26 protein-coding genes and 3 pseudogenes are annotated in these 21,204 nt (G+C 65.7%); 16 read left to right on the top strand and 13 right to left on the bottom strand.

Annotated features, from left to right (window positions below; translation table 11 throughout):
• Positions 1 to 74: 74 nt before the first annotated feature.
• The 6 genes and pseudogenes from BMF89_RS14930 to lgt all read right to left on the bottom strand — a co-directional run bounded on the left by BMF89_RS14930 (position 75) and on the right by lgt (position 3,584).
• Positions 75 to 497 (bottom strand): DUF1232 domain-containing protein, encoded by a 423-nt coding sequence (locus tag BMF89_RS14930; protein ID WP_078107896.1) that lies wholly within the window; start codon positions 495 to 497, stop codon positions 75 to 77.
• Positions 494 to 1,123, bottom strand: a complete 630-nt coding sequence (locus tag BMF89_RS14925; RefSeq protein ID WP_078107895.1) for a cation transporter — start codon at positions 1,121 to 1,123, stop codon at positions 494 to 496. Before BMF89_RS14925 ends, BMF89_RS14930 begins: the two co-directional genes overlap by 4 nt.
• A gap of 86 nt (positions 1,124 to 1,209) precedes the next feature.
• Complete coding sequence (locus tag BMF89_RS14920) at positions 1,210 to 1,914, bottom strand: cation transporter (RefSeq protein WP_078107894.1); 705 nt, start codon at positions 1,912 to 1,914, stop codon at positions 1,210 to 1,212.
• A pseudogene (locus BMF89_RS21685) lies at positions 1,915 to 2,025 on the bottom strand (cation transporter); the annotation flags it as partial.
• A 17-nt stretch (positions 2,026 to 2,042) separates the two neighbouring features.
• Positions 2,043 to 2,456 carry a metalloregulator ArsR/SmtB family transcription factor gene (locus BMF89_RS14915; protein ID WP_078107893.1) on the bottom strand — a complete coding sequence of 138 codons (414 nt, stop codon included), beginning with the start codon at positions 2,454 to 2,456 and terminating at the stop codon, positions 2,043 to 2,045.
• A gap of 219 nt (positions 2,457 to 2,675) precedes the next feature.
• Positions 2,676 to 3,584, bottom strand: coding sequence for a prolipoprotein diacylglyceryl transferase (gene lgt / locus BMF89_RS14910; protein WP_078107892.1), 909 nt, complete (start codon positions 3,582 to 3,584; stop codon positions 2,676 to 2,678).
• A 379-nt stretch (positions 3,585 to 3,963) separates the two neighbouring features.
• On the opposite strand from lgt, the gene BMF89_RS14905 reads away from it, so the two are divergent.
• The gene (locus BMF89_RS14905) at positions 3,964 to 4,587 is read left to right on the top strand and encodes a TlpA disulfide reductase family protein (RefSeq protein WP_078107891.1); all 624 of its coding nucleotides are present in this window, start codon (positions 3,964 to 3,966) and stop codon (positions 4,585 to 4,587) included.
• A gap of 51 nt (positions 4,588 to 4,638) precedes the next feature.
• Here BMF89_RS14905 and BMF89_RS22185 read toward each other — a convergent pair whose 3' ends face one another.
• From BMF89_RS22185 to BMF89_RS14890, 4 genes and pseudogenes are all read right to left on the bottom strand, one after another.
• Complete coding sequence (locus BMF89_RS22185) at positions 4,639 to 5,184, bottom strand: permease (RefSeq protein ID WP_216353828.1); 546 nt, start codon at positions 5,182 to 5,184, stop codon at positions 4,639 to 4,641.
• Between the two features lie 133 nt (positions 5,185 to 5,317).
• A pseudogene (locus BMF89_RS22800) lies at positions 5,318 to 5,710 on the bottom strand (permease); the annotation flags it as partial.
• Positions 5,711 to 5,905: 195 nt separating this feature from the next.
• On the bottom strand, positions 5,906 to 6,142 hold the full coding sequence (locus tag BMF89_RS14895; protein WP_078107890.1) for an SHOCT domain-containing protein: 237 nt from the start codon (positions 6,140 to 6,142) through the stop codon (positions 5,906 to 5,908).
• Between the two features lie 81 nt (positions 6,143 to 6,223).
• Positions 6,224 to 6,931: a DUF3105 domain-containing protein gene (locus tag BMF89_RS14890; protein ID WP_078107889.1), complete on the bottom strand. Its 708-nt coding sequence runs from the start codon at positions 6,929 to 6,931 to the stop codon at positions 6,224 to 6,226.
• A gap of 161 nt (positions 6,932 to 7,092) precedes the next feature.
• Between BMF89_RS14890 and BMF89_RS14885 the strand changes: the two genes are divergently transcribed.
• From BMF89_RS14885 to BMF89_RS14820, 15 genes and pseudogenes are all read left to right on the top strand, one after another.
• Positions 7,093 to 7,458, top strand: coding sequence for a BlaI/MecI/CopY family transcriptional regulator (locus BMF89_RS14885; protein ID WP_078107888.1), 366 nt, complete (start codon positions 7,093 to 7,095; stop codon positions 7,456 to 7,458).
• Positions 7,455 to 8,438: a M56 family metallopeptidase gene (locus tag BMF89_RS14880; protein ID WP_078107887.1), complete on the top strand. Its 984-nt coding sequence runs from the start codon at positions 7,455 to 7,457 to the stop codon at positions 8,436 to 8,438. The genes BMF89_RS14885 and BMF89_RS14880 overlap by 4 nt, the downstream gene beginning before the upstream one ends.
• A gap of 102 nt (positions 8,439 to 8,540) precedes the next feature.
• Positions 8,541 to 9,503: a cytochrome c biogenesis protein CcdA gene (locus BMF89_RS14875; RefSeq protein ID WP_078107886.1), complete on the top strand. Its 963-nt coding sequence runs from the start codon at positions 8,541 to 8,543 to the stop codon at positions 9,501 to 9,503.
• Positions 9,500 to 10,159 (top strand): peroxiredoxin family protein, encoded by a 660-nt coding sequence (locus BMF89_RS14870; protein ID WP_078107885.1) that lies wholly within the window; start codon positions 9,500 to 9,502, stop codon positions 10,157 to 10,159. Before BMF89_RS14875 ends, BMF89_RS14870 begins: the two co-directional genes overlap by 4 nt.
• Positions 10,156 to 10,422: a hypothetical protein gene (locus BMF89_RS14865; protein ID WP_078107884.1), complete on the top strand. Its 267-nt coding sequence runs from the start codon at positions 10,156 to 10,158 to the stop codon at positions 10,420 to 10,422. Before BMF89_RS14870 ends, BMF89_RS14865 begins: the two co-directional genes overlap by 4 nt.
• A gap of 9 nt (positions 10,423 to 10,431) precedes the next feature.
• Positions 10,432 to 10,659 (top strand): hypothetical protein, encoded by a 228-nt coding sequence (locus BMF89_RS14860; RefSeq protein WP_078107883.1) that lies wholly within the window; start codon positions 10,432 to 10,434, stop codon positions 10,657 to 10,659.
• Entirely contained in the window at positions 10,656 to 10,883 is a 228-nt protein-coding gene (locus BMF89_RS21680) for a hypothetical protein (protein WP_139359691.1), read from the top strand. The genes BMF89_RS14860 and BMF89_RS21680 overlap by 4 nt, the downstream gene beginning before the upstream one ends.
• On the top strand, positions 10,880 to 12,862 hold the full coding sequence (locus BMF89_RS14855; protein WP_078107882.1) for a copper resistance protein CopC: 1,983 nt from the start codon (positions 10,880 to 10,882) through the stop codon (positions 12,860 to 12,862). The genes BMF89_RS21680 and BMF89_RS14855 overlap by 4 nt, the downstream gene beginning before the upstream one ends.
• 78 nt (positions 12,863 to 12,940) lie before the next feature.
• On the top strand, positions 12,941 to 13,690 hold the full coding sequence (locus BMF89_RS14850; RefSeq protein WP_078107881.1) for a cytochrome c biogenesis protein CcdA: 750 nt from the start codon (positions 12,941 to 12,943) through the stop codon (positions 13,688 to 13,690).
• A 102-nt stretch (positions 13,691 to 13,792) separates the two neighbouring features.
• Positions 13,793 to 14,113 (top strand): metal-sensitive transcriptional regulator, encoded by a 321-nt coding sequence (locus tag BMF89_RS14845; RefSeq protein ID WP_078107880.1) that lies wholly within the window; start codon positions 13,793 to 13,795, stop codon positions 14,111 to 14,113.
• A 38-nt stretch (positions 14,114 to 14,151) separates the two neighbouring features.
• A complete protein-coding gene (locus BMF89_RS14840) occupies positions 14,152 to 14,373 on the top strand; it encodes a heavy-metal-associated domain-containing protein (RefSeq protein WP_078107879.1) in 222 nt (73 codons plus the stop codon).
• Between the two features lie 34 nt (positions 14,374 to 14,407).
• A pseudogene (locus BMF89_RS14835) lies at positions 14,408 to 16,665 on the top strand (heavy metal translocating P-type ATPase).
• A gap of 129 nt (positions 16,666 to 16,794) precedes the next feature.
• Entirely contained in the window at positions 16,795 to 17,346 is a 552-nt protein-coding gene (locus BMF89_RS14830) for a recombinase family protein (protein ID WP_078107878.1), read from the top strand.
• A gap of 66 nt (positions 17,347 to 17,412) precedes the next feature.
• On the top strand, positions 17,413 to 17,985 hold the full coding sequence (locus BMF89_RS14825; RefSeq protein ID WP_078107877.1) for a hypothetical protein: 573 nt from the start codon (positions 17,413 to 17,415) through the stop codon (positions 17,983 to 17,985).
• Positions 17,982 to 19,403: a hypothetical protein gene (locus BMF89_RS14820; protein WP_139359690.1), complete on the top strand. Its 1,422-nt coding sequence runs from the start codon at positions 17,982 to 17,984 to the stop codon at positions 19,401 to 19,403. The genes BMF89_RS14825 and BMF89_RS14820 overlap by 4 nt, the downstream gene beginning before the upstream one ends.
• A 248-nt stretch (positions 19,404 to 19,651) precedes the next feature.
• Here BMF89_RS14820 and BMF89_RS14815 read toward each other — a convergent pair whose 3' ends face one another.
• The 3 genes from BMF89_RS14815 to BMF89_RS14805 are packed head-to-tail and all read right to left on the bottom strand — an operon-like array spanning position 19,652 to position 21,203.
• Positions 19,652 to 20,521: a hypothetical protein gene (locus BMF89_RS14815; protein WP_078107875.1), complete on the bottom strand. Its 870-nt coding sequence runs from the start codon at positions 20,519 to 20,521 to the stop codon at positions 19,652 to 19,654.
• A complete protein-coding gene (locus BMF89_RS14810; protein WP_078107874.1) occupies positions 20,518 to 20,808 on the bottom strand; it encodes a hypothetical protein in 291 nt (96 codons plus the stop codon). The genes BMF89_RS14815 and BMF89_RS14810 overlap by 4 nt, the downstream gene beginning before the upstream one ends.
• Positions 20,805 to 21,203 carry a hypothetical protein gene (locus BMF89_RS14805; protein ID WP_078107873.1) on the bottom strand — a complete coding sequence of 133 codons (399 nt, stop codon included), beginning with the start codon at positions 21,201 to 21,203 and terminating at the stop codon, positions 20,805 to 20,807. Before BMF89_RS14805 ends, BMF89_RS14810 begins: the two co-directional genes overlap by 4 nt.
• Position 21,204: the final 1 nt, after the last annotated feature.

Below are 21,204 nucleotides of genomic sequence, written 5' to 3'. Positions count from 1 at the left end.
CCGTGCTGGCAACGCCCACGGAAGGAACACGGGTTGTCCGTTGCCGTGGAGGGTGGCAAGCGGGTGGATTGCGCTTATCCCCGGGCCGGGGCTGTCCCGGCCAGGCGTTGGATCAGTGCCAGGCCTGCCGGGCTGCCGGGCCAGTGTTGTTCCAGCGGACCGTTGCCCGCTCTGCGGATGACCGAGCGCAGGACCAGGGCCACGATGATGACGTCGTCGGCGTAGCCGATCACCGGCAGGAAGTCCGGGACCAGGTCAATGGGCGAGGCGAGGTAGACCGGCAGCAGGACCAGGCGGATCCGTATTCCGCGCGGCAGGGTCCGGTCCGCGGTCAGCCGGCGCAGCAGTACCAGCAGATCCGGCAGCAGCCGCAGCGCCTCCCTCATGCCCACCGTTTCCGGGTGTTTACGTGCGTAGAGCGCCAGAAGGACCAGCAGCACGGCGTAGATCAGGACGATCCCCCCGATGATGGCGATCGCTGCATCCCACCAGGTCATGCCGTGGCCTCTTCGGTGGTGTGCTGGAAGGCGTGGCGGGCCTCGCGGGCGGCGTAGTAGATGATGACGGCACCGGCGAGCGGGTCGGCCCACCACCATCCGAAGAGGGAGTTCAGGACCAGCCCGGCCAGGACCGCGCCGGCCAGGTACGCATCGACCAGGGTTACCTTCCCTTCGGCGTGCAGCACCGGATTTCCCAGGGCGCGTCCAGTGCGGATCTTGCCCCAGGCCAGGGCGAGCATGACCGCGAAGGTCAGGGCCGTCCACACGATGCCCAATCCGGAGGTGGCGGGGCGGAGGCCGGCTGCAATGACAATGACCAGCTGGATAAGAAGGTAGGCGGCCAGGACCGCGAAGGCCGTCCCGATCAGCCGCATCGCCCGGGCCTCCCGCTCCTGGTGGACGCCTTTGAGCTGCCAGACCACGACGAGGGAGGCGAAGATTTCGATCAGGGAATCCAGACCAAACCCGGCCAAAGCCGGTGATCCGGCGCGGACGGCAGCCACGGCCAGGACGCCGAGGCCGATCACGTTCCAGCCCAGGGTCCCGTATTCCAGACGCAGGCCGCGGCGCAGCAGTAGTGCAGGGTCTGTCGTTGCTGTCGTAGTGCCGTCAGTTCTGGCCATGGTGTGTTCGTTTCCTTGTCGTGAAGCTGTTAAGGTCATGCGCGGCTGCCGGGTGCCGGGAACCGGTGGATGGAGGGTTGGCAGCGTCAGCAGCAGTCTTCGCCTTTCCATGCTTCGCGGCCTTCCTTGACGGCGACGGCGGCGATGATGAGGCCGATGACGGGGTCAAGCCACCACGCGCCGAAGAGGGCGTTGCCGGCCAGGCCGGCCAGGACGGCGGCGGCGGTCGCGGCGCAGAGCAGGTTCTGGGTTCCTTCCCCGGCCGTGGCTCCGGAGTTCAGCCGCGCACCGAGACGGTGTTTCGCGATGCCGAGGACCGGCATGACGATCAGGCTGGCCGCGGTGAGCACGATACCCAGGAGACTGTTTTCGGCCCGGTGCCCGGTGGCCAGGTCGATGACCGATTGGATTCCGATGTAGGGGGCAAGGAGCCAGAAGCTGATGGCCACTGCTTTTTGTGCGCGACCTTCGGCGGTTTCGGACAGGGTGCGGGATCCAGTGAACCGCCAGATGACAATGATGCTCGCCAGGCCCTCGACGGCGGAGCTGAGCGCCCATCCGATCAGGGACACGGAGCCGGCTACCCCGCCGGCCACCAGGCCGAGTGCACCTTCCAGGACCATCCAGACCAGGCTGAACCAGGACAGCAGCCTCACGATACGGGCGTTCCTGATCCAGGCGGCGTCCGGAACGGCGGGAACGTCTGGAGCGCAGCAGCCGTCAGCGCAGGCAGAGACGTCCTCGGGTGAGGGCTTCTTCTGGCCTAGGGGAAGCGGCTGCGGAGTAGTCATTTAGTGGTTTCCGGTTTCGTGGATGGCGTGGCCGGCGGGTTCGAGCTGGAACGTGGAGTGTTCGACGTCGAAGTGCCCGGTCATGCAGGACTGCAGTTGGTCCAGGATGGCGTGAACGTGATCGGCGCTCATCGTTGGTTGTCTTCCGGTGCAGGACCCGTGTGCTCGGGATGAACGGCGACGGTGTGCCCGGTATGGGTCAGGCCCAGATCCAGCAGCATGCGCACGTGCGCGTCATCCAACCGGTAGTAAGCCATCCGCCCGCGCCGGGAGACCGAAACCACACGATGGGCACGCAACAGACGCAGAGCGTGGCTGACCGCGCTCTCACTCATCCCACTTGTCGCAGCGAGGTCACAGACGCACAACTCCCCTCCCTCCAGCAATGAGGAAAGCAGCCGCAACCTCCCAGGATCACCCAGCAGCGAGAACACGTCCGCCAGTTCTACGATGGCGTGGTCTGAAGGCAGGGCCCCGCGGACCAGCTCGACCCTGTCCGGGTCGACCAACTTCACACCGCATTCATCGACGGCCTCAAGCATTGCCACATGGCCTCCACATCTGAACATTTATTCAGATGTCAGTATAGCCACGGCAACCCATGCTCAGTCACACGTTGCCGTCAAAGGTGGGTACCGTCCGGGCCTAGTGGGTCCCGATCAGGTTGACACAATCACTCGGTTCTGTTGTTCATAGTGGCTGCCGGCCGGGGACGGCGGCGGCGATGGCCAGGTGTTTCGCGCGCCGCTTGGCGGTGTTACTCATGCAGATGTTTCTTTGCCGGACGCGTCAGAGCGCTGCATTTCCGCGCTGGCCGCGGGTTGGGCGGTAGAGCGGGGCAGGGACCTGAACCGGTGGAATAGGGCAACGCCGGCGAGGAAAAGCAGTCCGGAGACCCAGGTGTTCACTCGCAATCCCAGGATCGTGTTGGCGGGGTCCGAGCGCATCAGCTCGAAGACGAAACGCCCGGCGGTGTAGACGGCGATGTAGAGGGCGAAGACGGACCTGGCGCCGAGGGTGTAGCGGCGATCCAGGAACATCAGCAGCGATGCTGCGGCCAGGCACCATAGGGATTCGTAGAGGAAGGTGGGCTGGAAGTAGCCGAGGATTTCCGGTGTGCCGTCGGGGGCGGTCAGGGCCTGGCCGGTGGCCTGGTTCATGGCGTGGATCTGGAGTTTCCACGGCAGGTCCGTGGGTTCTCCGTAGAGTTCGTTGTTGAACCAGTTGCCCCAGCGGCCCAGCCCTTGGGCCAGTAGCAGTCCAGGGGCGGCCGCGTCGGCGAATGCCGCGAAGGGCAATCCGGCCCGGCGGGCGCCGATCCCGGCGCCGACCAGTCCGAGGGCGACAGCTCCCCAGATCCCGAGGCCGCCTTCCCAGATCCGCAGCGCGCCCCACGGGTCTTTTCCGGGGCCGAAGTAGAGCTGGTTGTCGGTGATGACGTGGTAGAGCCGGCCGCCGACGATACCGAAGGGCACCGCCCAGGCAACGATGTCCAGGGTCTGGGACGTGGTACCTCCCCGGGCCCGGAGGCGGCGGGCTGTGAACCACACGCCGACCACGATGCCGGCCAGGATGCAGAGGGCATAGAACCGTATGCTCAGCGGCCCAAGCTGGAGGGCGCTGACGGTCGGGGAGGGGAAGAACAGTTCTGTTACGGCAGGGGTGTTCATGGTCGGTGTCCCTTATTTGTTTTAGGTGTCCCTTATTTGTTTTAGGAGAAGACGCCCATCATGGCGCGTTCTGCGTGGCAGGCGTTGGGCCAGTGGCCGGGGTTGTCGGCGTCGATGACAATGGGACGGTCCTTTTGGCACGGACGATGGCGGCTTTGCAGGCCCCGCAGGCACCGACCTGGAAAGTGTGGCCGTGGAGGTGCGTGTGGGGCTGCATCAATCAAAAGCGTCCTATCAACCTAACAACCTAAGTAGTTTAGGTCTACACTGAGAAGGCTGCCGCCGGTTCCCCCAGCCGGCGGCAGCCTGTTACGGCCGGACCCGGCCCGATGACGGGAAAAACAGCTGAGCGTGGCGCGGCCTGCAGGAGAGGAAACTGATGAAGCTGCACAGAATTCCGGACCCCGGCCGGCGCGCCCGCAGGGGCATGCTCACGGCCATCGCTTCTGCCGCTGTGCTCGCCGTTTCGCTGGCGGCCTGTGCGGCCCCGGATTCTCTGGCCCAGCAGGCCCGGGCGGGGGATAACAAGAACTACATTGCCGGCGACGGTTCGGTGAGCGAATACACTGCCGCTGACCGTCAGAACCCGGTGACCTTCCAGGCCCCCTTGTTCAGCGGCCAGACGGTGGAATCGCGGTCGTTTCCCGGCAAAGTCGTGGTGCTGAATTTCTGGTACGCCGCGTGTGGCCCCTGCCGGCTGGAGGCAGGAACACTGCAGGAGCTCAGCCAGTCGTTCCAGGGTAAGGGAGCGGAGTTCTATGGCGTGAACATCCGGGATGAGGCCCCGACGGCCGCCGCCTACGAACGTACCTTCGGGGTGACGTATCCGAGCTTCTACGACAGAAACGGCGGCGTCCTGCTGGCCATGGCCAGCTTTGTGCCTCCTCAGGCCGTTCCGACCACCATCGTGCTCGACAAGCAGGGCCGTGTTGCGGCAAGAATCCTGGGGGTCGCCGACAAATCAACGCTGAAGTCGCTCATCAGCGATACGCTGGCCAACTGACTGGCGGGCCCGTTTGGCCCAGTCAATTACCCGACATGATTCCGGCCTGCTTTACATGGTGTGGTCGTGGCCCGGTCCGTCGATGGCTGCCGGTTCCCCGCCCATCATCTTCAGCATCCCCAGCCCGCCGGTGCGGATGAAGCGGATGAGGAGGAAGGCGCCGAGGATGAGGAAGGCCATGTTGAGCCAGGTCGTGTAGTTCCAGGTGATGGAGGATTCCAGGACGGTGGCGTTGCGTTCTGCCGGGACCAGCCCGAGCGGGGTGAAAACCAGTTCGACGACGTAGCCTGCTGCAATCATCGCGAGGTAGAAGATGCCGGTCGGGATGATGATCAGGTCGGCGAAGATGAAGCTGACGACCCCGCCGAGGCTGATTCCGCCGTTCCACAGCACCGCGGCCAGGGGCACGTTTCCGATGGAGCAGACGAAGCTGACCATGGCCAGGAGGGGCCCGATGATTGGGCCCCAGAAGGTGGAGGCGACCGGGTTGCCGGCAAGGAACAGGGCCTGCAACCAGGACTGGGGCACCCAGGCGGCGAACGCCCCGGCGAGCAGCAGGCCGCCGACGATGTCTTTCCAGACGGAGGCCCAGTCCATGACGAAGTATTGTGCGACGGCGGTCAGCCCGTCGCGGGAGCGCAGCCGCTGCCAGAAGCTGACCGTGAACGGACATGTCCATGGCTGCGTGGCCTTCCATGGATCCGGCGAGGCCCCTGTCGGCCTGGTGGCGGGCGTCGTCGAGGATGCGTCCGCGCATCCACCACCGGAATCCGAGCGCGATGGCAATGATCATCACGGGTCCGCCGATGAATTCGGCCAGGGTGAACTGCCAGCCCATCATCACGGCCAGGATGATGCCCAACTCGATGACGAGGTTGGTGGAGGCGATTTCAAAGGCCATCGCCGCGGTGAAATGCGCGCCCTTGCGGAACAGGGACCGCGCCAGGGCCACCGCGGCGTAGGAGCACGACGAGGACGCCGCCCCAAGGCCCGTTGCGGCAGCCAGGGACCGGGGCGAATCATCGGACATCAACGCCGCGATCCGCTCCCGGCTGACGAGAGCCTGAATGACGCCTGACAAGGCGAATCCAAGGATCAGCGGCCACAGGATTTCCCATCCCATCGCCCCGGCCATTGCCAGCGCCCGACCCAGTTCCTGGAAAACGTCACGATGTTCCCTTACCTGGATCGATAGGTGGGGATGGCCCCGGCGACGGGGGCCACTTGAAGGCGAGCCGCGGTGCGGGAGCCGCCCGGTGATTGTCCCGGTCCGGATCAGGCCTTCTGAGTCCACATCAGCGGGCCCCGCCAAAAAACACTATCCCAGCGTTTCGCGGCGTTTGCGGTATTCCTCGTCGTCGATTTCCCCGCGCGCGTACCGCTCATCGAGAATGCTGCGGGCAGAGCCGGACCGGCTGGCCGGGGACTGTCCACCGCCCCGTGCCAGGCGGACGATCACCCAGACGAGCGCGACCAGACCGGCAATGAGAAGCAGCGACCATCCCAGCATCCACAGCCACATAAGCCCCATGTCGCCGTATCCGTAACCCATCATCGGTCTTGTCCTTTCCTCAGTGGTGCTGGGGCGGTGGGTGCGGGCGGCTGGTTCACAGCTGCCCGCGACCTGCCCGTCTGGCTACTTGATCTTGCCGGGTCCGTCGATCCCGCCGCTGCATGGTGCGCCGGGCTCCGGGGCCGTTTTCGCGCTCCGGTATTTGGTGATGAAATCTTTGACCCTTGGGTCATCAACGCCCGCGGCCTTCAGCTGCACGCCCCAGGCGGACGCGACGACCGGTGTGCCCAGCCCGCTGTAGGGGGAGAGGATAGCGTAGGTCGACGGGATCTCCTTGCGCAGTGTGTCCAGCTGCGCCCCGCTGACCGTCTGCGGGTCATAGGTCACCCAGACCGCTCCGTGCTCGAGGGAGTGGACCGCGTTTTCGTTGGGCACCGGCTCGCTGTAGACGGCGCAGTTGAGCGGGACCGCCGAATGGTCTCCGCCCACGGGCGGGCTCTGGGCGTAGGCGACCGGCCCCGTCACATGGTTGCGGCTCAGCCCCGGAAACGTCTGGACGCCGTCAATGGCAGCCGGCGGGCTTTTCGGCAGGGTGCTGACCACGGCGAAGACGACCAGGCCCGCCACCAGGGCAATGCCGACCGTCCAGGCGCTAATGATGAGGATGAGGCGCTTGCGCCGGTTTTTCTGGTGCTCTCGCTTGAAGCCTGCCAGCTTCTGTTCGATCTGTGCGGCCCGCTGCTGCTTGAGGGTGGGATTGCTCCCGGCGGCCGGCCCAGCCTCCTGTGAGTCCTTGCCGGCGGCCCGGCCCGGGTTCTTTGATCGGGGCATTCCCTGAATCCTTTGCTTGACGGGCACCGGGGACCCGGCGCTGCGGTCAACGCCGGCGGTCCGGCATTCCTGCACCAAACCTAACTTACTTAGGTAATTAGGTGCAATGGCGGGGCCTATCTCCTATCCTTGATAGGACACGACACGGCCGAGGAGGCAGCATGCCAAAGTTTGGCGATCTGGAGAGCGCCATCATGGAGCAGATCTGGCGCGCCGACGGCCCGCTGCTGGTCCGTGAGGTCCTCGACGGCCTAGACCGGGGCCTTGCCTACAACACGGTGCACACCGTGACGGAGATTCTGCACCGCAAGGGCTGGCTGACGAAGGAACGCGAGGGCCGGGCCTTCCGTTACGGGGCAGCCGCGGGCCGGGACAAGTACGTGGCCGGACTCGTGACCGAAGCACTCTCCCTCACCGATGACCGGACGGCGGCCCTGGTCGGCTTCGTCGAGGGGATCCGGCCCGAGGAGGCCGAGGAACTGCACCGGCTGCTCAGCGCGGCGAGGGAACAGGACGTGCAGGCATGATCGCGGCGTTGTCCCTCCTGGGTTACGCCCTGGTGTTGGCCGTTGCCGGCCCCCGGCTGCTGCGGGCTGGGTCGTGGGCCGACAGGGCTCCCAGGCTGGCCATCGCGGCGTGGCAGGCCCTCACCGTCACCGTCCTGGCCTCGTTCGCCCTCGCCGGACTGGCCCTGACCTTCCCGACCGTGACCGTCAGCGCCGACCTCGCCGAGCTGCTGCGGGCCTGCGTCATGGCCATCCGCGAGCAGTACGCTTCCCCCGGCGGGGCGGCCGCCGGCGCCACCGGCGCCGTCCTTGCCCTGGCCATCCTCGGCCGCACGCTCTGGTGCCTCGGTGCAGGCCTGGCCGGCATGGCACGGGAACGCGCCCGCCACAGCAGGATTCTGGACATCGTCGGCCACACCGACACACACCGCGGCGTTGTTGTCCTGGACTCGGATGAACCGGCCGTCTACTGCCTCCCCGGACGGCGGCGGCGCACAATCGTCACAACAGGGGCACTGCAGGCCCTGGACGAGGCGCAGCTGGACGCGGTCCTTGCCCACGAACACGCCCACCTCGCCGAGCGGCACGACCTGATCCTGGGCCTCGCCCGGGCGCTGGCGTCGGCCTTCCCCGCCGTGGGGCTCTTCCGGACCGCCGCCGACGAGACCGCCCGGCTCATTGAACTGCGTGCCGATGACGCTGCCGCCGCCCGGTCCGGCCGGCTCACCGTGGCCGCTGCGCTGCTGGCCGTCGCCTCCGGAGGTATAGCACTGTCGCCGGCTGTGGCGCTGGCCGCAGGAGGGGCCGGAGCCGCGGCCCGCGTCCGCCGTCTCATTCCGCCGCGCCAGCCCCTGGGCAGTGCCAGGACCGCCGCCGGCTCCCTTGCCGTGGCCGCTCTGTTCGCGCTCCCGGTGCTGCTGCTGGGAGGTCCGGCAGCTGCCGCGGCCGGCCACAACCTCTGTCCCGACGCGAACGTCTCCGTCAGCACTACCGCCCTCTAAAGCCAGCCGCCGGGTCCCGCCGCTGGACACCGCCAGCCTATTCTCCTAAACTCCTTAGGAGTATAGTTTTGAAGTGTCGAGTGGTGTGAAGGGCGAACGTCCATGGAAGATCTGCTGTTCGGCGGGACGCTGCTGACCGCGTTCCTTGGCGGCCTCGTGGCCCTGCTGGCCCCTTGCTGCGTCTCGGTGATGCTGCCCGCGTACCTGGCCACCGGCTTCCGCCGCCGCACCGGCATTCTCGCCGCAACCTTCGTCTTCGCCGCAGGGGTGGCCACCATCATCGTCCCGATCGGACTCGGAGCAACCTTCCTCGTCAGCCTGGTCTCGGGCCAGCACGTGCTGGTGTTTTCCGCCGCCGCCACCGCCATGCTGGCCGGTGGAACCGCGATGCTGTTCGGATGGAAGCCCAGGCTGCCGATGCTGCCGGGCCGGGCACCCACCGGGTCAGGGTTTGGTTCGGTCTATGGGCTCGGAGTGTTTTCGGGTGCCGCCAGTTCCTGTTGCGCCCCCGTGCTGGCCGGCGTCGCCGTGCTCTCCGGTGCGACCGCCTCGTTTCCCGCGGCCCTGGCCGTGGCACTGACCTACGTCCTGGGCATGGTCGCACCGCTGGCCGCTCTGGCCCTGGTGTGGGACCGCAAGGACTGGAGCAGGAGCAGGTGGCTGCAGGGCCGGCAGGTCACCCTCCGGTTCGGCCGCCTGCGCCGCACGATGGCGTTCGGGACGGCCGCGTCGGCCTTCCTGCTCATCGCGATGGCCGTCCTCACCTACGTCCAGGCAGCCCTGGGACCCGGCATGGGATCGGAGGGAATATTCCTGCAGATCACCGCCGGGCTGCAGCACGCCGCCGCCGTCACCGCCGCAGCACTGGGCTGGCTGCCCGGCTGGGCCCTCGCCGCAATCCTCATCGCGGGCCTCCTCTACCTGATATCCCAGGCACGCCAGCACGCCAAACCCCCGCCCGGCCCGGAAACACCCGTCGACGACTCTGAAGCCGGCCCCGGAAACGTCTGCTGCGCCCCCGACCACACCGCCGGACCCTTCCCTGCAAAGGACAGCCGATCATGACCACCACCAAAAGCCGGGACCCCAAGTCCCGCCCCGCCCGTGGAACGAACCGCCGCTGGCTCCTCTGGACCCTGGCCGCTGCAGCCCTTGTCGTCATCCTCGTCGCCCTCTACGCCATCTTCTCCGGATCCACCGCCCCGAAGAACGCCGGGGCCGGGAAGAACTACGGTGTCGGCGAGCCCGGCCCCGGCCAGGCCGCACCGGCGTTCACCCTGGAGGACACCGCCGGCAAGCAGGTGTCCCTGGGCGACTACAAAGGGAAAAGCGTGCTCCTGTACTTCCAGGAAGGCCTGACCTGCCAGCCCTGCTGGGACCAGCTGACCAGTCTTGAAAAGGACAGCGCCAAGGTCAAGGCCGCCGGCATCGACGCGGTCCTGTCCATTACGACCGACCCGGCCAACCTCATTGCCCGCAAAACCCGGGACATGGGCCTGACCACACCCGTCCTGTCCGATCCCGCCCTCACGGTGTCGGAGAAATACAGTGCGAACCGGTACGGGATGATGGGCGCCATGAGGGACGGGCACAGCTTCATCCTCGTCGGCCCGGACGGCACCATCCGGTGGCGGGCAGACTACGGCGGCGCCCCGGACTACACGATGTTCGTTCCGGTCGACAAGCTGCTCAGTGACCTCAAAGACGGGGCCAGGCCATGATCACGCTCACCCTGCTGACCCGGACAGACTGCACCTGGTGCAGCGACGGTAAACAGCTGCTGGCAGGGCTTTCCCGCGAGTTCCCGCTCAGCGTTGACGAGGTCGACCTGGACAGCGTCCAGGGACGCCGGCTCGCCGCCGAGCACCGCCTCCTCTTCGCCCCCGGACTCATCGCCGAGGGCAGGCTCATCGCCCACGGCCGGCTCTCCGCACGCGCGCTCCGCCGCGACCTCACCCGACTCCGCCCCACCCCTGACCGCTAAGGACATCCCATGGAACAGTTTTTCCTCATCCTTCCCGCACTGGTCTGCCCCGTCGGCATGGGCCTGATGATGTGGCTCATGATGCGCGGCCGCGGCCGCAGCGAACAGCCCGCCACACCCGACCAGGAACAGGAACTGGCCTCACTGCGCGCCCAGATCGAGGCCCTGCGCCCGGTGCCGGCAGACTTCGACGGCCGCCACCCGGCACCGCGTCCGGGCGGGAACCCTGCCGCATGAACACGATACTGATCGCACTGGCAGGCACGGCGGCAGCCATCGCCCTGACCTGGTTCTTCTGCCTGCGCCCCATGCGCCGCCAGGGGCGCACCACCGCCGACGGGTGCTGCGACGGCCCGGCGCAAAGCATTGATGACCGGATCCGGGCCGCCCGGGAAGAACTCTCACAACTGCAAAGCCCACCCCGACACCGGCACCGACCTCATCCCCCCGCCCCGGCGTGAAGCGTAGGGCACCCCGGCGAACGAACAGTCTCGGCCGCGCCGCCGCACTGCTCGCAGCCACGGCGGGGCTCGTCTTTGCCGGACTGTTCTCGGCGGTCCCCGCTTCCGCGCACTCCAACCTGCTCTTCACCGCACCCGCCGCCGACTCAACCGTCGCCACAGCCCCCGACACCCTGACACTGCTTTTCGACGAACCGGTCACCACCGCCGGGACACCGCTGACACTGGCCGGCCCACAGGGCAGCCAGGCTCTCGGCACGGCACGGCTCACCCATGAGAACCGTGCCCTGGAAATACCCGTTCACGGCCCCGGCGGCCCGGGCATCTACACCGTCCAATGGCAGGTCACCGCCGGCGACGGGGACATCATGAGCGGGTCCTACCGCTACGCCGTCGGCCCCTCGGCCACTGCCCTCGGCGGCGGACAGGCCACCGACACGCAAGGTTCTTTGCCGACAGCCGTCTTCCGTGCCCTGATGTTCGCAGCCCTTGCCCTGGCACTGGGTGAACAGAGCGGTGCCCGGCTGCTGGCCCGGCTTCGCGACTCCCCGCCCGGACCACGGCGACTCACCCTCTGGGCCTGCCTGACGGGTCTTGCCGGCGTTGTCGGTCTGGCCGTGCTGCTACTGGGCAACGGCTCCCTGACAGCCGGCCTCACCCGGCCCGTCCCGGACGCCCTGATCGGCAGCCGCCCGGGAATCCTGACCCTGGTGGAGCTCACTGGGTTCGCCCTCGCAGTAATCGTCAGCGAATTCAACCGGCGCGGGTGGATCTGGCTGCCCTTGGCGGCCGTGATCGGCGCCGAGGCCCTGCGCGCCCACCCACAACTGGCCGACCCGGTCCTGGGAATCCCGCTGACCGTGGTGCACCTCGCTGCGGCCACTCTCTGGGCAGGGATGCTCGTTCATGTGCTGCGCACACTCATCCATTGGCGCCACCGGCGGGACCTGGCCAGGCAAGCACTCGGGGCGTACTCCCGGTTGGCCGTGTGGCTGTTCACCGCCGTCGTTCTGACCGGCTTCGGATCGGCGCTTGTGCTTATACCGCCCGACAGACTTCTCACCACGGAATACGGACAGGTCCTGCTGGCCAAAATCGGGCTGGTCGCGGTCGCCGCAGGCCTGGCCCTGGCCGCCCGCCGCCTCCTGCACCGGAAATCGGGTCTGGCCACGATCACACGCCCCGCACGGTTCGAAGCAGCCGCCCTGTCCTCCGTTCTTGTCGTGTCCGCGGTGCTGACCGTGCTGCCGGCGCCCGCCAGCGCGGACGCACCCTTGGCGTTCCCCCCGCCCGCCACCGGACCGGTCGTCCCGGCAGCCGCGCTGGCCGGGGAAATAGGCGTCAACGCCCGCGCCAGCTCCGGCCAGCTCGTCATCCAGCTCATGGTCCCGGAGATCACGGACTCATCGGGCAGGACTGCCGCCGCGCAGCCGGGCCTCACCGGTTCCCTCGCCGGACCCGCCGGCGAGACCACCGACCTGAGATTCCGAAGCTGCGGGGCAGGCTGCTTTTTCAGCCCTGCCACATGGGCCGACGGGACCAGCCGCCTCACCATTACCCCGACATCCGGAACCTGGAACGTCGAACCCGCCGCACTGGCCATCACCTGGCCCGCCATCCCGGCAGAGGACCTGCTTCGCGAAGCCGTCACAGCCATGAAGGCCGTCCCCGCCCTCACCCTCCACGAACTGGTCACCAGCGACACCGCACAAGGACTGGGAACACCGCACTCCTTCCAGACCACCGGCACCGACTTCACCCGGCGCGCCCTCTACGCCAGCGGCCTCGCCACCACGGCCACCCGGCTTCCCGACGAGGACGGCAACCGCCGCCTCATCCTGTCCTACCCGGCCGAGAACGCCGTCCTCGAACTCACCCTGGCCCCCGACGGACGGATCCTGCACGAGACCCAAACCGCACCCCACCACCTGGTCACCCGCACCCTCATCTACCCCGAACCCGAGGCCCATCATGACTAAGAGCCCCGCCCCACACAGGCCGTGGCCGATACGACACCTCAGCGGCGCACCCCGCAAACCACGACAGGGGGTCCTGGCATGACCATCGGAGGCTATTTCGCGGAAACCGTGCAGAGCGGCATCCTGCTGATCGCGCTTCCGCTGGCAATGATCGCCGGCCTCGTCTCCTTCCTCTCCCCCTGCATCCTGCCCCTGGTGCCCGGATACCTCGGATACGTCTCGGGCCTGACCAACCCGGCACAGCAAGGCAACCGCCGCCGCGTACTGACAGGAGTCGGGCTCTTCGTCCTTGGCTTCGCCGCCGTCTTCACCCTCTACGGGGCCGCCTTCGGCGCCATCGGCACATGGATGGCCCGATGGCAGGACACACTGATCCGTGTCCTGGGCATCGTCGTGATCCTCATGGGCTTGGCCCTTGCCGGAAAGCTGCCCTTCCTTCAGCGCACAGCGAAGATGACATGGAAGCCCGCGTCCGGTCTGGCCGGCGCACCCGTCCTGGGAGTCGTTTTCGGTCTGGGCTGGACCCCCTGCATGGGCCCGACACTGGCCGCGGTCCTCGCCCTGAGCACAACCACCGGGGACCCGTGGCGGGGTGCACTGCTGGCCTTCGCATACTGCCTGGGTCTGGGCATTCCCTTCGCCCTGGTCGCCCTGGGCGTCAGCTGGGTCACGCGCGCGCTGGCCTTCGTCCGGCGGCACATCCGGACGTTCAACATCGCCGGCGGCCTGCTCCTGGCGCTGCTGGGCGTGCTGATGCTCCTGGGCGTGTGGACCTCATGGATCTACCAGCTGCAGAACCTCGCCGGAACCTTCAGGACACCCGTCTGAAAGGAAAGCCCGTCCAGACGGCTGCCAACCTATCCATGGGGTAGCCCGAACCGCTGTATATACCCTAGGGGGGTAGGGTATAGTTGAGTGAAAAGGAGGATCATGAGCGAACAGACTGATGAACACCTGGGTCACGGCTACACCTCGGACAAGGAGGCGTATCAGCGCCGGCTCAAACGCATCGAAGGTCAGGTGCGCGGCATCGCCCGCATGATCGACGAAGACCAATACTGCATCGACGTCCTTACCCAGATCTCGGCCGTCACCAAGGCACTGCACGCGGTGAGCATCGGATTGCTTGAAGAGCACATCGCCCACTGCGTCGTCGGAGCCGCCAACGAGTCCAGGAATACCGGAAACCCCGCCATCGTGGGCGAGAAGGTCAAGGAAGCCTCCGAGGCCATCGGCCGGCTGCTGCGCTGACGCCTGAACTGCCTGAACGAAAGAGAAAAGGAATGATTATGGAAACCACCGTCAACATCTCCGGCATGACCTGCGGACACTGCGTCGCCTCTGTCATCGAGGAAATCACAGCCATCGACGGGATCAACGGCGTCGACGTCCAGTTGAACAAGGGCGGCATCTCCCGGGCCGTCGTCACGTCATCGGAAAATCTCGACCCTGCCGAGGTCAGCGAAGCCGTCGCCCAGGCCGGCTACACCGTCGTCTCCGCCGACGCCTGAACGAACAACCACGCACCAGGAAAGCAGCCACAGCATGGATACCAAGACCGTCTTCACCACACCGAACACCCGGATCGTGGACCTCGACGTCGAAGGCATGACCTGCGCATCCTGTGTCAGCCGTGTTGAACGCAAACTCGGCAAAATCGGCGGTGTCACCGCCACGGTGAACCTGGCACTTGAAACCGCCCGGGTCACCGCCCCTGCGGACGTCACCGACGAACAGATCGTGGACACTGTTAACGCCACCGGATACAAGGCAACACTCAGGACAGCGCCGGGCCGACCGGCCACCGAGTCCGCCCAGACCCCGACCCCGGAAGCCACCCGCAAGGCCCCGGCCGGACGGCCAACCGGCCTGCTTCCGCGCCTTGTCGTCGCGGCAGCCCTGACCGTCCCCGTGGTGGTCATCTCCATGATCCCTGCCGCCCGGTTCCCCCACTGGGGGTGGTGGGCCCTGGCGCTTGCCCTGCCCGTCGTCACCTGGGCAGCCTGGCCGTTCCACCGGGCCACGGCCGTCAACGCCCGGCACCTCGCCTCGACGATGGACACCCTGGTCTCCATCGGGATCTCGGCCGCGTTCCTCTACTCGGCGTGGGAGCTCATCAACAATCCCGGGCTCACCGCAGTCCCGGGCGCCCACGGCGAAGGCCCCGGGCTCTACTTTGAAGTCGCCACCGTCATCGTGACGTTCCTGCTGCTGGGCCGCCATCTGGAAGCCCGCGCCAAACAGCGGGCAGGCGATGCCCTGAAAGCGCTGCTGAACCTCGGCGCGAAGGACGCCACCGTCCTGCGCGACGGGGTCGAAACAACCGTCCCCGCGGACTCCCTGGTCGCCGGAGACGTCTTCGTCGTCCGCCCCGGCGAGAAGATCGCCACCGACGGCATCGTCACGGCGGGCAAAGCGCCGTCGACACCTCACTGATCACGGGCGAATCCCTGCCCGTGGAAGTCGGCCCGGGCGACAAAGTCACCGGCGCCACGATCAACACCAGCGGCCGCCTGTTCGTCACCGCCACCCGTGTGGGCAGCGAGACCACCCTGGCGCAGATGGGCAGGCTCGTCAGCCAGGCCCAGAGCGGCAAGGCACCGATCGCCAGGCTCGCGGACCGCATCAGCGCCGTGTTCGTCCCCATCGTCCTGGGCATCGCAATAACCACCTACATCCTGTGGTCGGTTCTCACCGGCGACACCCAGGCAGCCTTCACCGCCGCCGTGGCCGTCCTCGTAATCGCCTGCCCCTGCGCCCTGGGCCTGGCAACCCCCGTGGGCCTCCTCACCGGCACCGGCCGCGGGGCGCAGCTGGGCATCCTGATCAAAGGACCCCAGGTCCTCGAGGACACCCGCACCGTCGACACCATCCTGCTGGACAAAACCGGAACCGTCACCACCGGCCGGCTATCCGTCAGCACCGTGACACCCCTGTCCGGAATCAGCACGGAAGACGTGCTTGCCCTTGCCGGCGCCGTTGAAGCAGGCAGCGAACACCCGCTGGCCCGCGCCGTCGTGACCGCGGCCTCCGCCGCAGGAACACTTGCCGCAGTGACTGCCTTCGACAGCTCCCCGGGAGGCGGCGTCCGAGGCACAGTCAACGGCCAGATGATCACCGTCGGCCGCACCGCCTGGCTGGAAGAGAACGGCATACAACCGGCAGCGAGCGAGCTTGCCCTCCTCAAGGCAGAACAGAACGCCGGAGCGACGGCCGTCTGGGTCGCCGTCGACGGCGAACCGGCCGGACTGATCAGCCTCCGCGACACCGTCAAGGACGGATCACCTGCAGCCATCCGGCGCCTCAAGGAACTCGGGCTTCGTCCCATCCTGCTCACCGGAGACAATCTGCCCGTCGCAGCGCAGGTCGCCGCCGCCGTCGGGATCCACCCCGACGATGTCGTCGCCGATGTCCTGCCGCACGAGAAGGTCGAACAGGTCAAACAACTGCAGACCTCCGGGGCCATCGTCGCAATGGCCGGAGACGGCGTGAACGACGCCGCAGCACTGGCCCAGGCGGACCTGGGCATTGCCATGGGATCAGGCACCGACGTGGCAATCGAGGCAGCAGACCTGACCGTGATGGGAAACAGCCTGGGCCAGGTCGTCGAGGCCATCGAACTCTCCCGCCGTACACTGGCCACGATCAAAATGAACCTGTTCTGGGCCTTCTTCTACAACGCCATCGGCATCCCCGTGGCGGCACTGGGGCTCCTGAACCCGATGATCGCCGGCGCCGCGATGGCCGCCAGCTCCGTGCTCGTGGTAGCCAACTCGCTGCGCCTGCGCAACTTTGCACGCTGAGGCTCGTTCGGGCTGACCCTCCGACTGTGGGCTGACGCTTCAGAACCCCAATCGAAGCTGCGCCCTTACCGCCAACCCCGGCGAACAATCACAGCACCCGGGACTGGTGAAGACGACTTCTGATATTCCGTGCAGTCGAGTTCTGAAACTGACATCAGCACTTTGGAACAGAATGTGGACCTGCAGCTGAAGGCTCTTCAAGATGCCGGCGCGCAGCGAATTTTCAGTGACCACGGCGTCGGTAGTTCCAAGGCTGAGCGGCCGCAGCTCGCGGCAGCTCTGGACCACCTACGCGAAGGCGATGTGCTTACCGTCTGGAAGTTGGATCGGTTGGGACGCGCTACCCGCAATGTCCTTGAAGTGATCGAAGGACTCCGTGGCCGTGGCATCGGCTTCCGCTCCGCGACCGAAGGTCTGGATACGACCGGGGCGACGGGGACTGCGATGCTGACCATCATGGCCGCCTTCGCGCAGCTCGAATGGGACACGATCATCGAACGCACCCGGGCTGGCCTAGCCGCCGCCAGGGCGAACAACCGCCAAGGGGGACGTCCCCGCAAAGTCGATGCAGCGACCGCAGTGAAAGCGCGGACGCTCAAGGCCAAGGGCGTCAGCGCCAGTGACATTGCCAGGATGCTCGGTCTAAGCCGTGCCACCGTCTATAGATATTTGGCAGACTGACAGAATGGCCGTCGCGGCGGTGGCCTTCCTGCCTCTCTACACGTTGCCGCACGCTAATGTGATGCTATGGCAGAGGAAATCCAAGAGATTGGTCGGCGAGGTGCGGCAACGCTCAAGCGATGGTTAGAGGCCACAACGTACATCGAACTACCGTTCGACGCGTATAACAACAAGATTGATTGCATGGTCGACACCTTCGGGGGAAAGAAGCAGTTCGATCTTGTTGGCTATATGCTCGCAGGCGACAAGAGCCCGGTAATCATCGAATCTAAGAAATACACGTCCGCCGGCGGCCAGTACAACGAGTTCATAAAATTCCTCGCGATCGCGTACGCCCACACTGCGAAGGAGGTCGAAGAGTATGGCACTTCTCGCGAAGCTCGTTACTTCTGGGTAACTTTTCATCCTTTCAACCTCGACAACTGGTCAAAGTTCGAGACGGTCAGCCACATGAAGATGGCACTGGCCAAGCATCCCGAGTATGTCCAGGGCCACAGCGTCGATGAGGACCTTGTCGCCCAGGTCGCCAAGCGAGTAACCGTTTTGGTGTTCAACCCGAAACAAGAGGACCTGAGCCTAACGCGACTCGAGCTCGAAAAAATCCGTCCAATCTTGGCGAGAAAGGTGCGCACGCTGTGAACGATTTAGTACAGGCGCTACGAGAAGTTCGCAGTAACCATGTCCGCGACGAGTACTCAACCCGGGTTAAACGCTTGGTTGAAGATCACCTCGCTGGCTTACAAAATGGGGCAAAGATTGAAGACACTTTGTACTTCAACCACAGCGCTATACCGGATTTTGTCATGACCTGGGATGGCGGTAAGAACCGCCGCGATGTCTATATTCGGTCATCGTACGCGGCCATTATGGCCGCCAATGAGCCGGAACAGATCCGTACTGGCGACCCGATCTTCGTTTCGCTGGATGAGCAGCAGACCTACGCCGAACCAGGCTTTGAGATAACTCAGCAAGATTTGGTCGCAGCCACCAAAAACGCGAAGCACACCCTCCTTACTGATCCTTCGGCATTGATGGAGATATCAGCTCCCGCAGACAACTCCAATCCCTTGGCTTCTGTGGTCAAGTCGAACTTCCTCCGCGGAGCACGCGGCCTTGTCGATGAGCCTGTGGCTGAAGCGCTGGTACACGGCCTTCCTCAAGTCGGAGGCACCGGGGTAAGTGATCTAATTCGCGATAAGTTCTTTGACGATGCAGTGTTCCGGATGGAACGAACTGCTGCCCTTGTGCAATGGGCTCTCGCGGATGCGGAAGACGAGAGCGCCGTAGACTCCCTAGCCCTTGAAGGCCGCATGTCTACCGAAGAACTTAGAAACGTGCTGCCTTGGATACTCCGCCAAGAGACCTCGAATAAAAATTCCGCCTTCTGGGAGCGCTTGGGCGCAATGATGACCTTTGAGCAGCTCGAACAAATAGCCCCTGAAATAGAGGGCATCGACGTCACGCCGCTGGTTCGCGCTAACGCGCACCGCTGGTCCGCCAGAAGGTGCTACCTGGGTCTGAACGTAACGGAAGACGGGACCTACCCGGAAAATCCCTCATGGAGTTTCAGTGGCGGGACGCTTGGGCTCGGAATACGGGAACTTATGGTCAGGGTGAGTTACAGCGGCCACAAGTTGAAGAGCCGTCCCGGTTCATCGTCCCCGCGCTGGGAGACGGTGAAAACTCACCTCAGTGAGTACAAACTCCAGTCAGTCAGTCTGTCAGGAATTGAGCGTTCACTAAGAGTTGAAGCCAAGCAAAGCGACGACATTAACAAGGACGTCGCGAAAGTAGCCGACTCAGTCGAGGACGACTACTTTGTCGAAAAAGTTGAGCTGAACTTATCCGTCCCCGGTGAGGACAACGAGTTCACTTCTGTCGAGGTGGATTTCGCAGGCTCTCTGGCCTCCACAAATAAGCCAGCCGAACTAGCCTCGCTTACTCGAGTTGGACTCAATGTAATTGGATACGGTCGCGAGCAGCGCGGTGAGGATCTCACAATGGTGCTGGGCTCGGATTCCGGCGGGACATCGTCCGTCGGCCAGGTTCGCTACTAAACGCTGGATCCTGCTGCTCCGCGAAGCCAGGAATGGCTGCACCCCGGCCGGGACGGCAGTGGGCGGCCGGCTCCCAGCCTCGGGGGTCGAGGAGCACATCCCGGTCCGTCAGGTGTCGCCGGGTTCTTCCAGATCGGCCGGGCGTCCGTCGAGTCCGGTGAAACAACTCCTTATATAGACGGCCCGATGTCTTCCCTGCCGCGCCCTTGAAGTTGTCGACGATTACCGCCGTGTTCTGGTCCATGTTCTTACTCCTGATCTGTGGTGTCGGGTCCCGTCTCTGCTTCGGGGTCCGTGTGGCGTGTCCAGCCGTCTTGCCCGCCGGTTCCGGTGGTGTGTTCCCAATACGATTCAGCGGCAACGCCCTGGGTCGTGTGTCGTAGCTGCACGCTGTCCGCTGCGGCCCCGGAGAGAAGCGTTGTGCCGGTGATCTGGGCGGCCTCCACAGCGGCGGCAGGGCCAACAAGAATTTCGCGGCCGGTGATGACTTCCCCGCCACGTGCAACGGCCACGGGCCTCCAGCGCCTGTTGATCCGTTCGCGCGGTACTTCCACGGTTGTGGTGATCCCGTCGCGGATCCGCGCCCACCGGTCCTGGTTGTAGGTGAAGGCAAGGTCGGCTGGATCGTCCTGGTGTCCGGTGATGTGGCACTGCCTTTTATCGACCATGGCGGCGAGCCGGGCCGTCATCGCCTGGACGTGCGGGTGCCACGTTGTCATCGCGCCAAGGCCCGGCGTCCCTTCTTCCCAGATCTTGTATTCGGCGCACATCCCGGCGTAGAGCTCCGCGACGATGTCGGAATGTTCAAACCAGCACTCGGTGATCTGGGAGGTGTTCAGCTGGTACTCGCGGACGAACCAGTCCACCCATTGCCGCAGGGCAGTCCACGCAGCGGTTTTGTGTTCGGCACTGATCTCGCGCCAGCGGATCCCCATCCATTCGGGCGGGCCTGCGCCGAGTTCCGCTTCAATTTCCGGGTCCAGAAATGCGGGCAGCCCGCCTCCCCCGCCCCCCGCTGGAGTGCCGGCGTCTTGCGTCCAGGAGTCCGGGGCGTCTTCGTCGGCGTTGAACGGTTCGACGGTCCAGTCGGTTGCTGACGGTTCGGTACTCGTGCTCATGGCTCCTCTTTCCGCGGTTCGGGCAACAGTGCGTTGGTGAATCGGTAGAAGATCGCGTCGAGGGCGTCGGCGGCGGCGTGCGTGCCGGGCCTGCCGTTGGAGCGCATCCATTTGTGCACGGCGACGTGGCACATCGGGCAGAGGTCAACGCTGACTCCTTCGGCTCCGTTGCAGGCGGCGAGTTCGTAGTGGTCGTGGTCAACGACGTGGCTTTCGATGCGGTTGCTTTGTTGTGCACAGAGCCAGCAGGTCCCCAGGGTGCCGGTGGTGGTGCGAGGATCGGTCATGGTGTCCTTTGGTGATGTTTACGGGTCAGGATCCGGGTGACGACGGCGGTCGCGCGCCGGCGGTTCCAGCCCCAGTAATCGCCTCGTCGTTCATCAAGGATCCTGTGTAAGTCCTGGTGGTGTTCCCTGCAATACGGCAGCAGATCGGTGTCCGGCTCTTCGGCCCGGTAGCTGCCGTCGTCGTTGATGTAGACGCCGTCATAGCTGGTGTGGTGCAGATCCAGCGTCCCCGCCACGGCCAGGGTTGTGCCGCAGACCTGGCAGGCCGGTTCGGCCCCGGCGGCGCGGCAGTCCCTGAACCAGCGCGTGCGGCGCCACGCCCAGGCACCGGAATGCAGGTATCCGGTGTAGGCGCGGCGCCGGGCCCCGGACTTCCGGGCCAGAGAGAAACCCATG

This window comes from Arthrobacter sp. SRS-W-1-2016, from assembly GCF_002009585.1.
Taxonomy (GTDB): domain Bacteria; phylum Actinomycetota; class Actinomycetes; order Actinomycetales; family Micrococcaceae; genus Arthrobacter; species Arthrobacter bambusae_A.
Note: the sequence above shows the minus strand (reverse complement) of the source record. Positions and strands in the feature narration are given on the sequence as shown.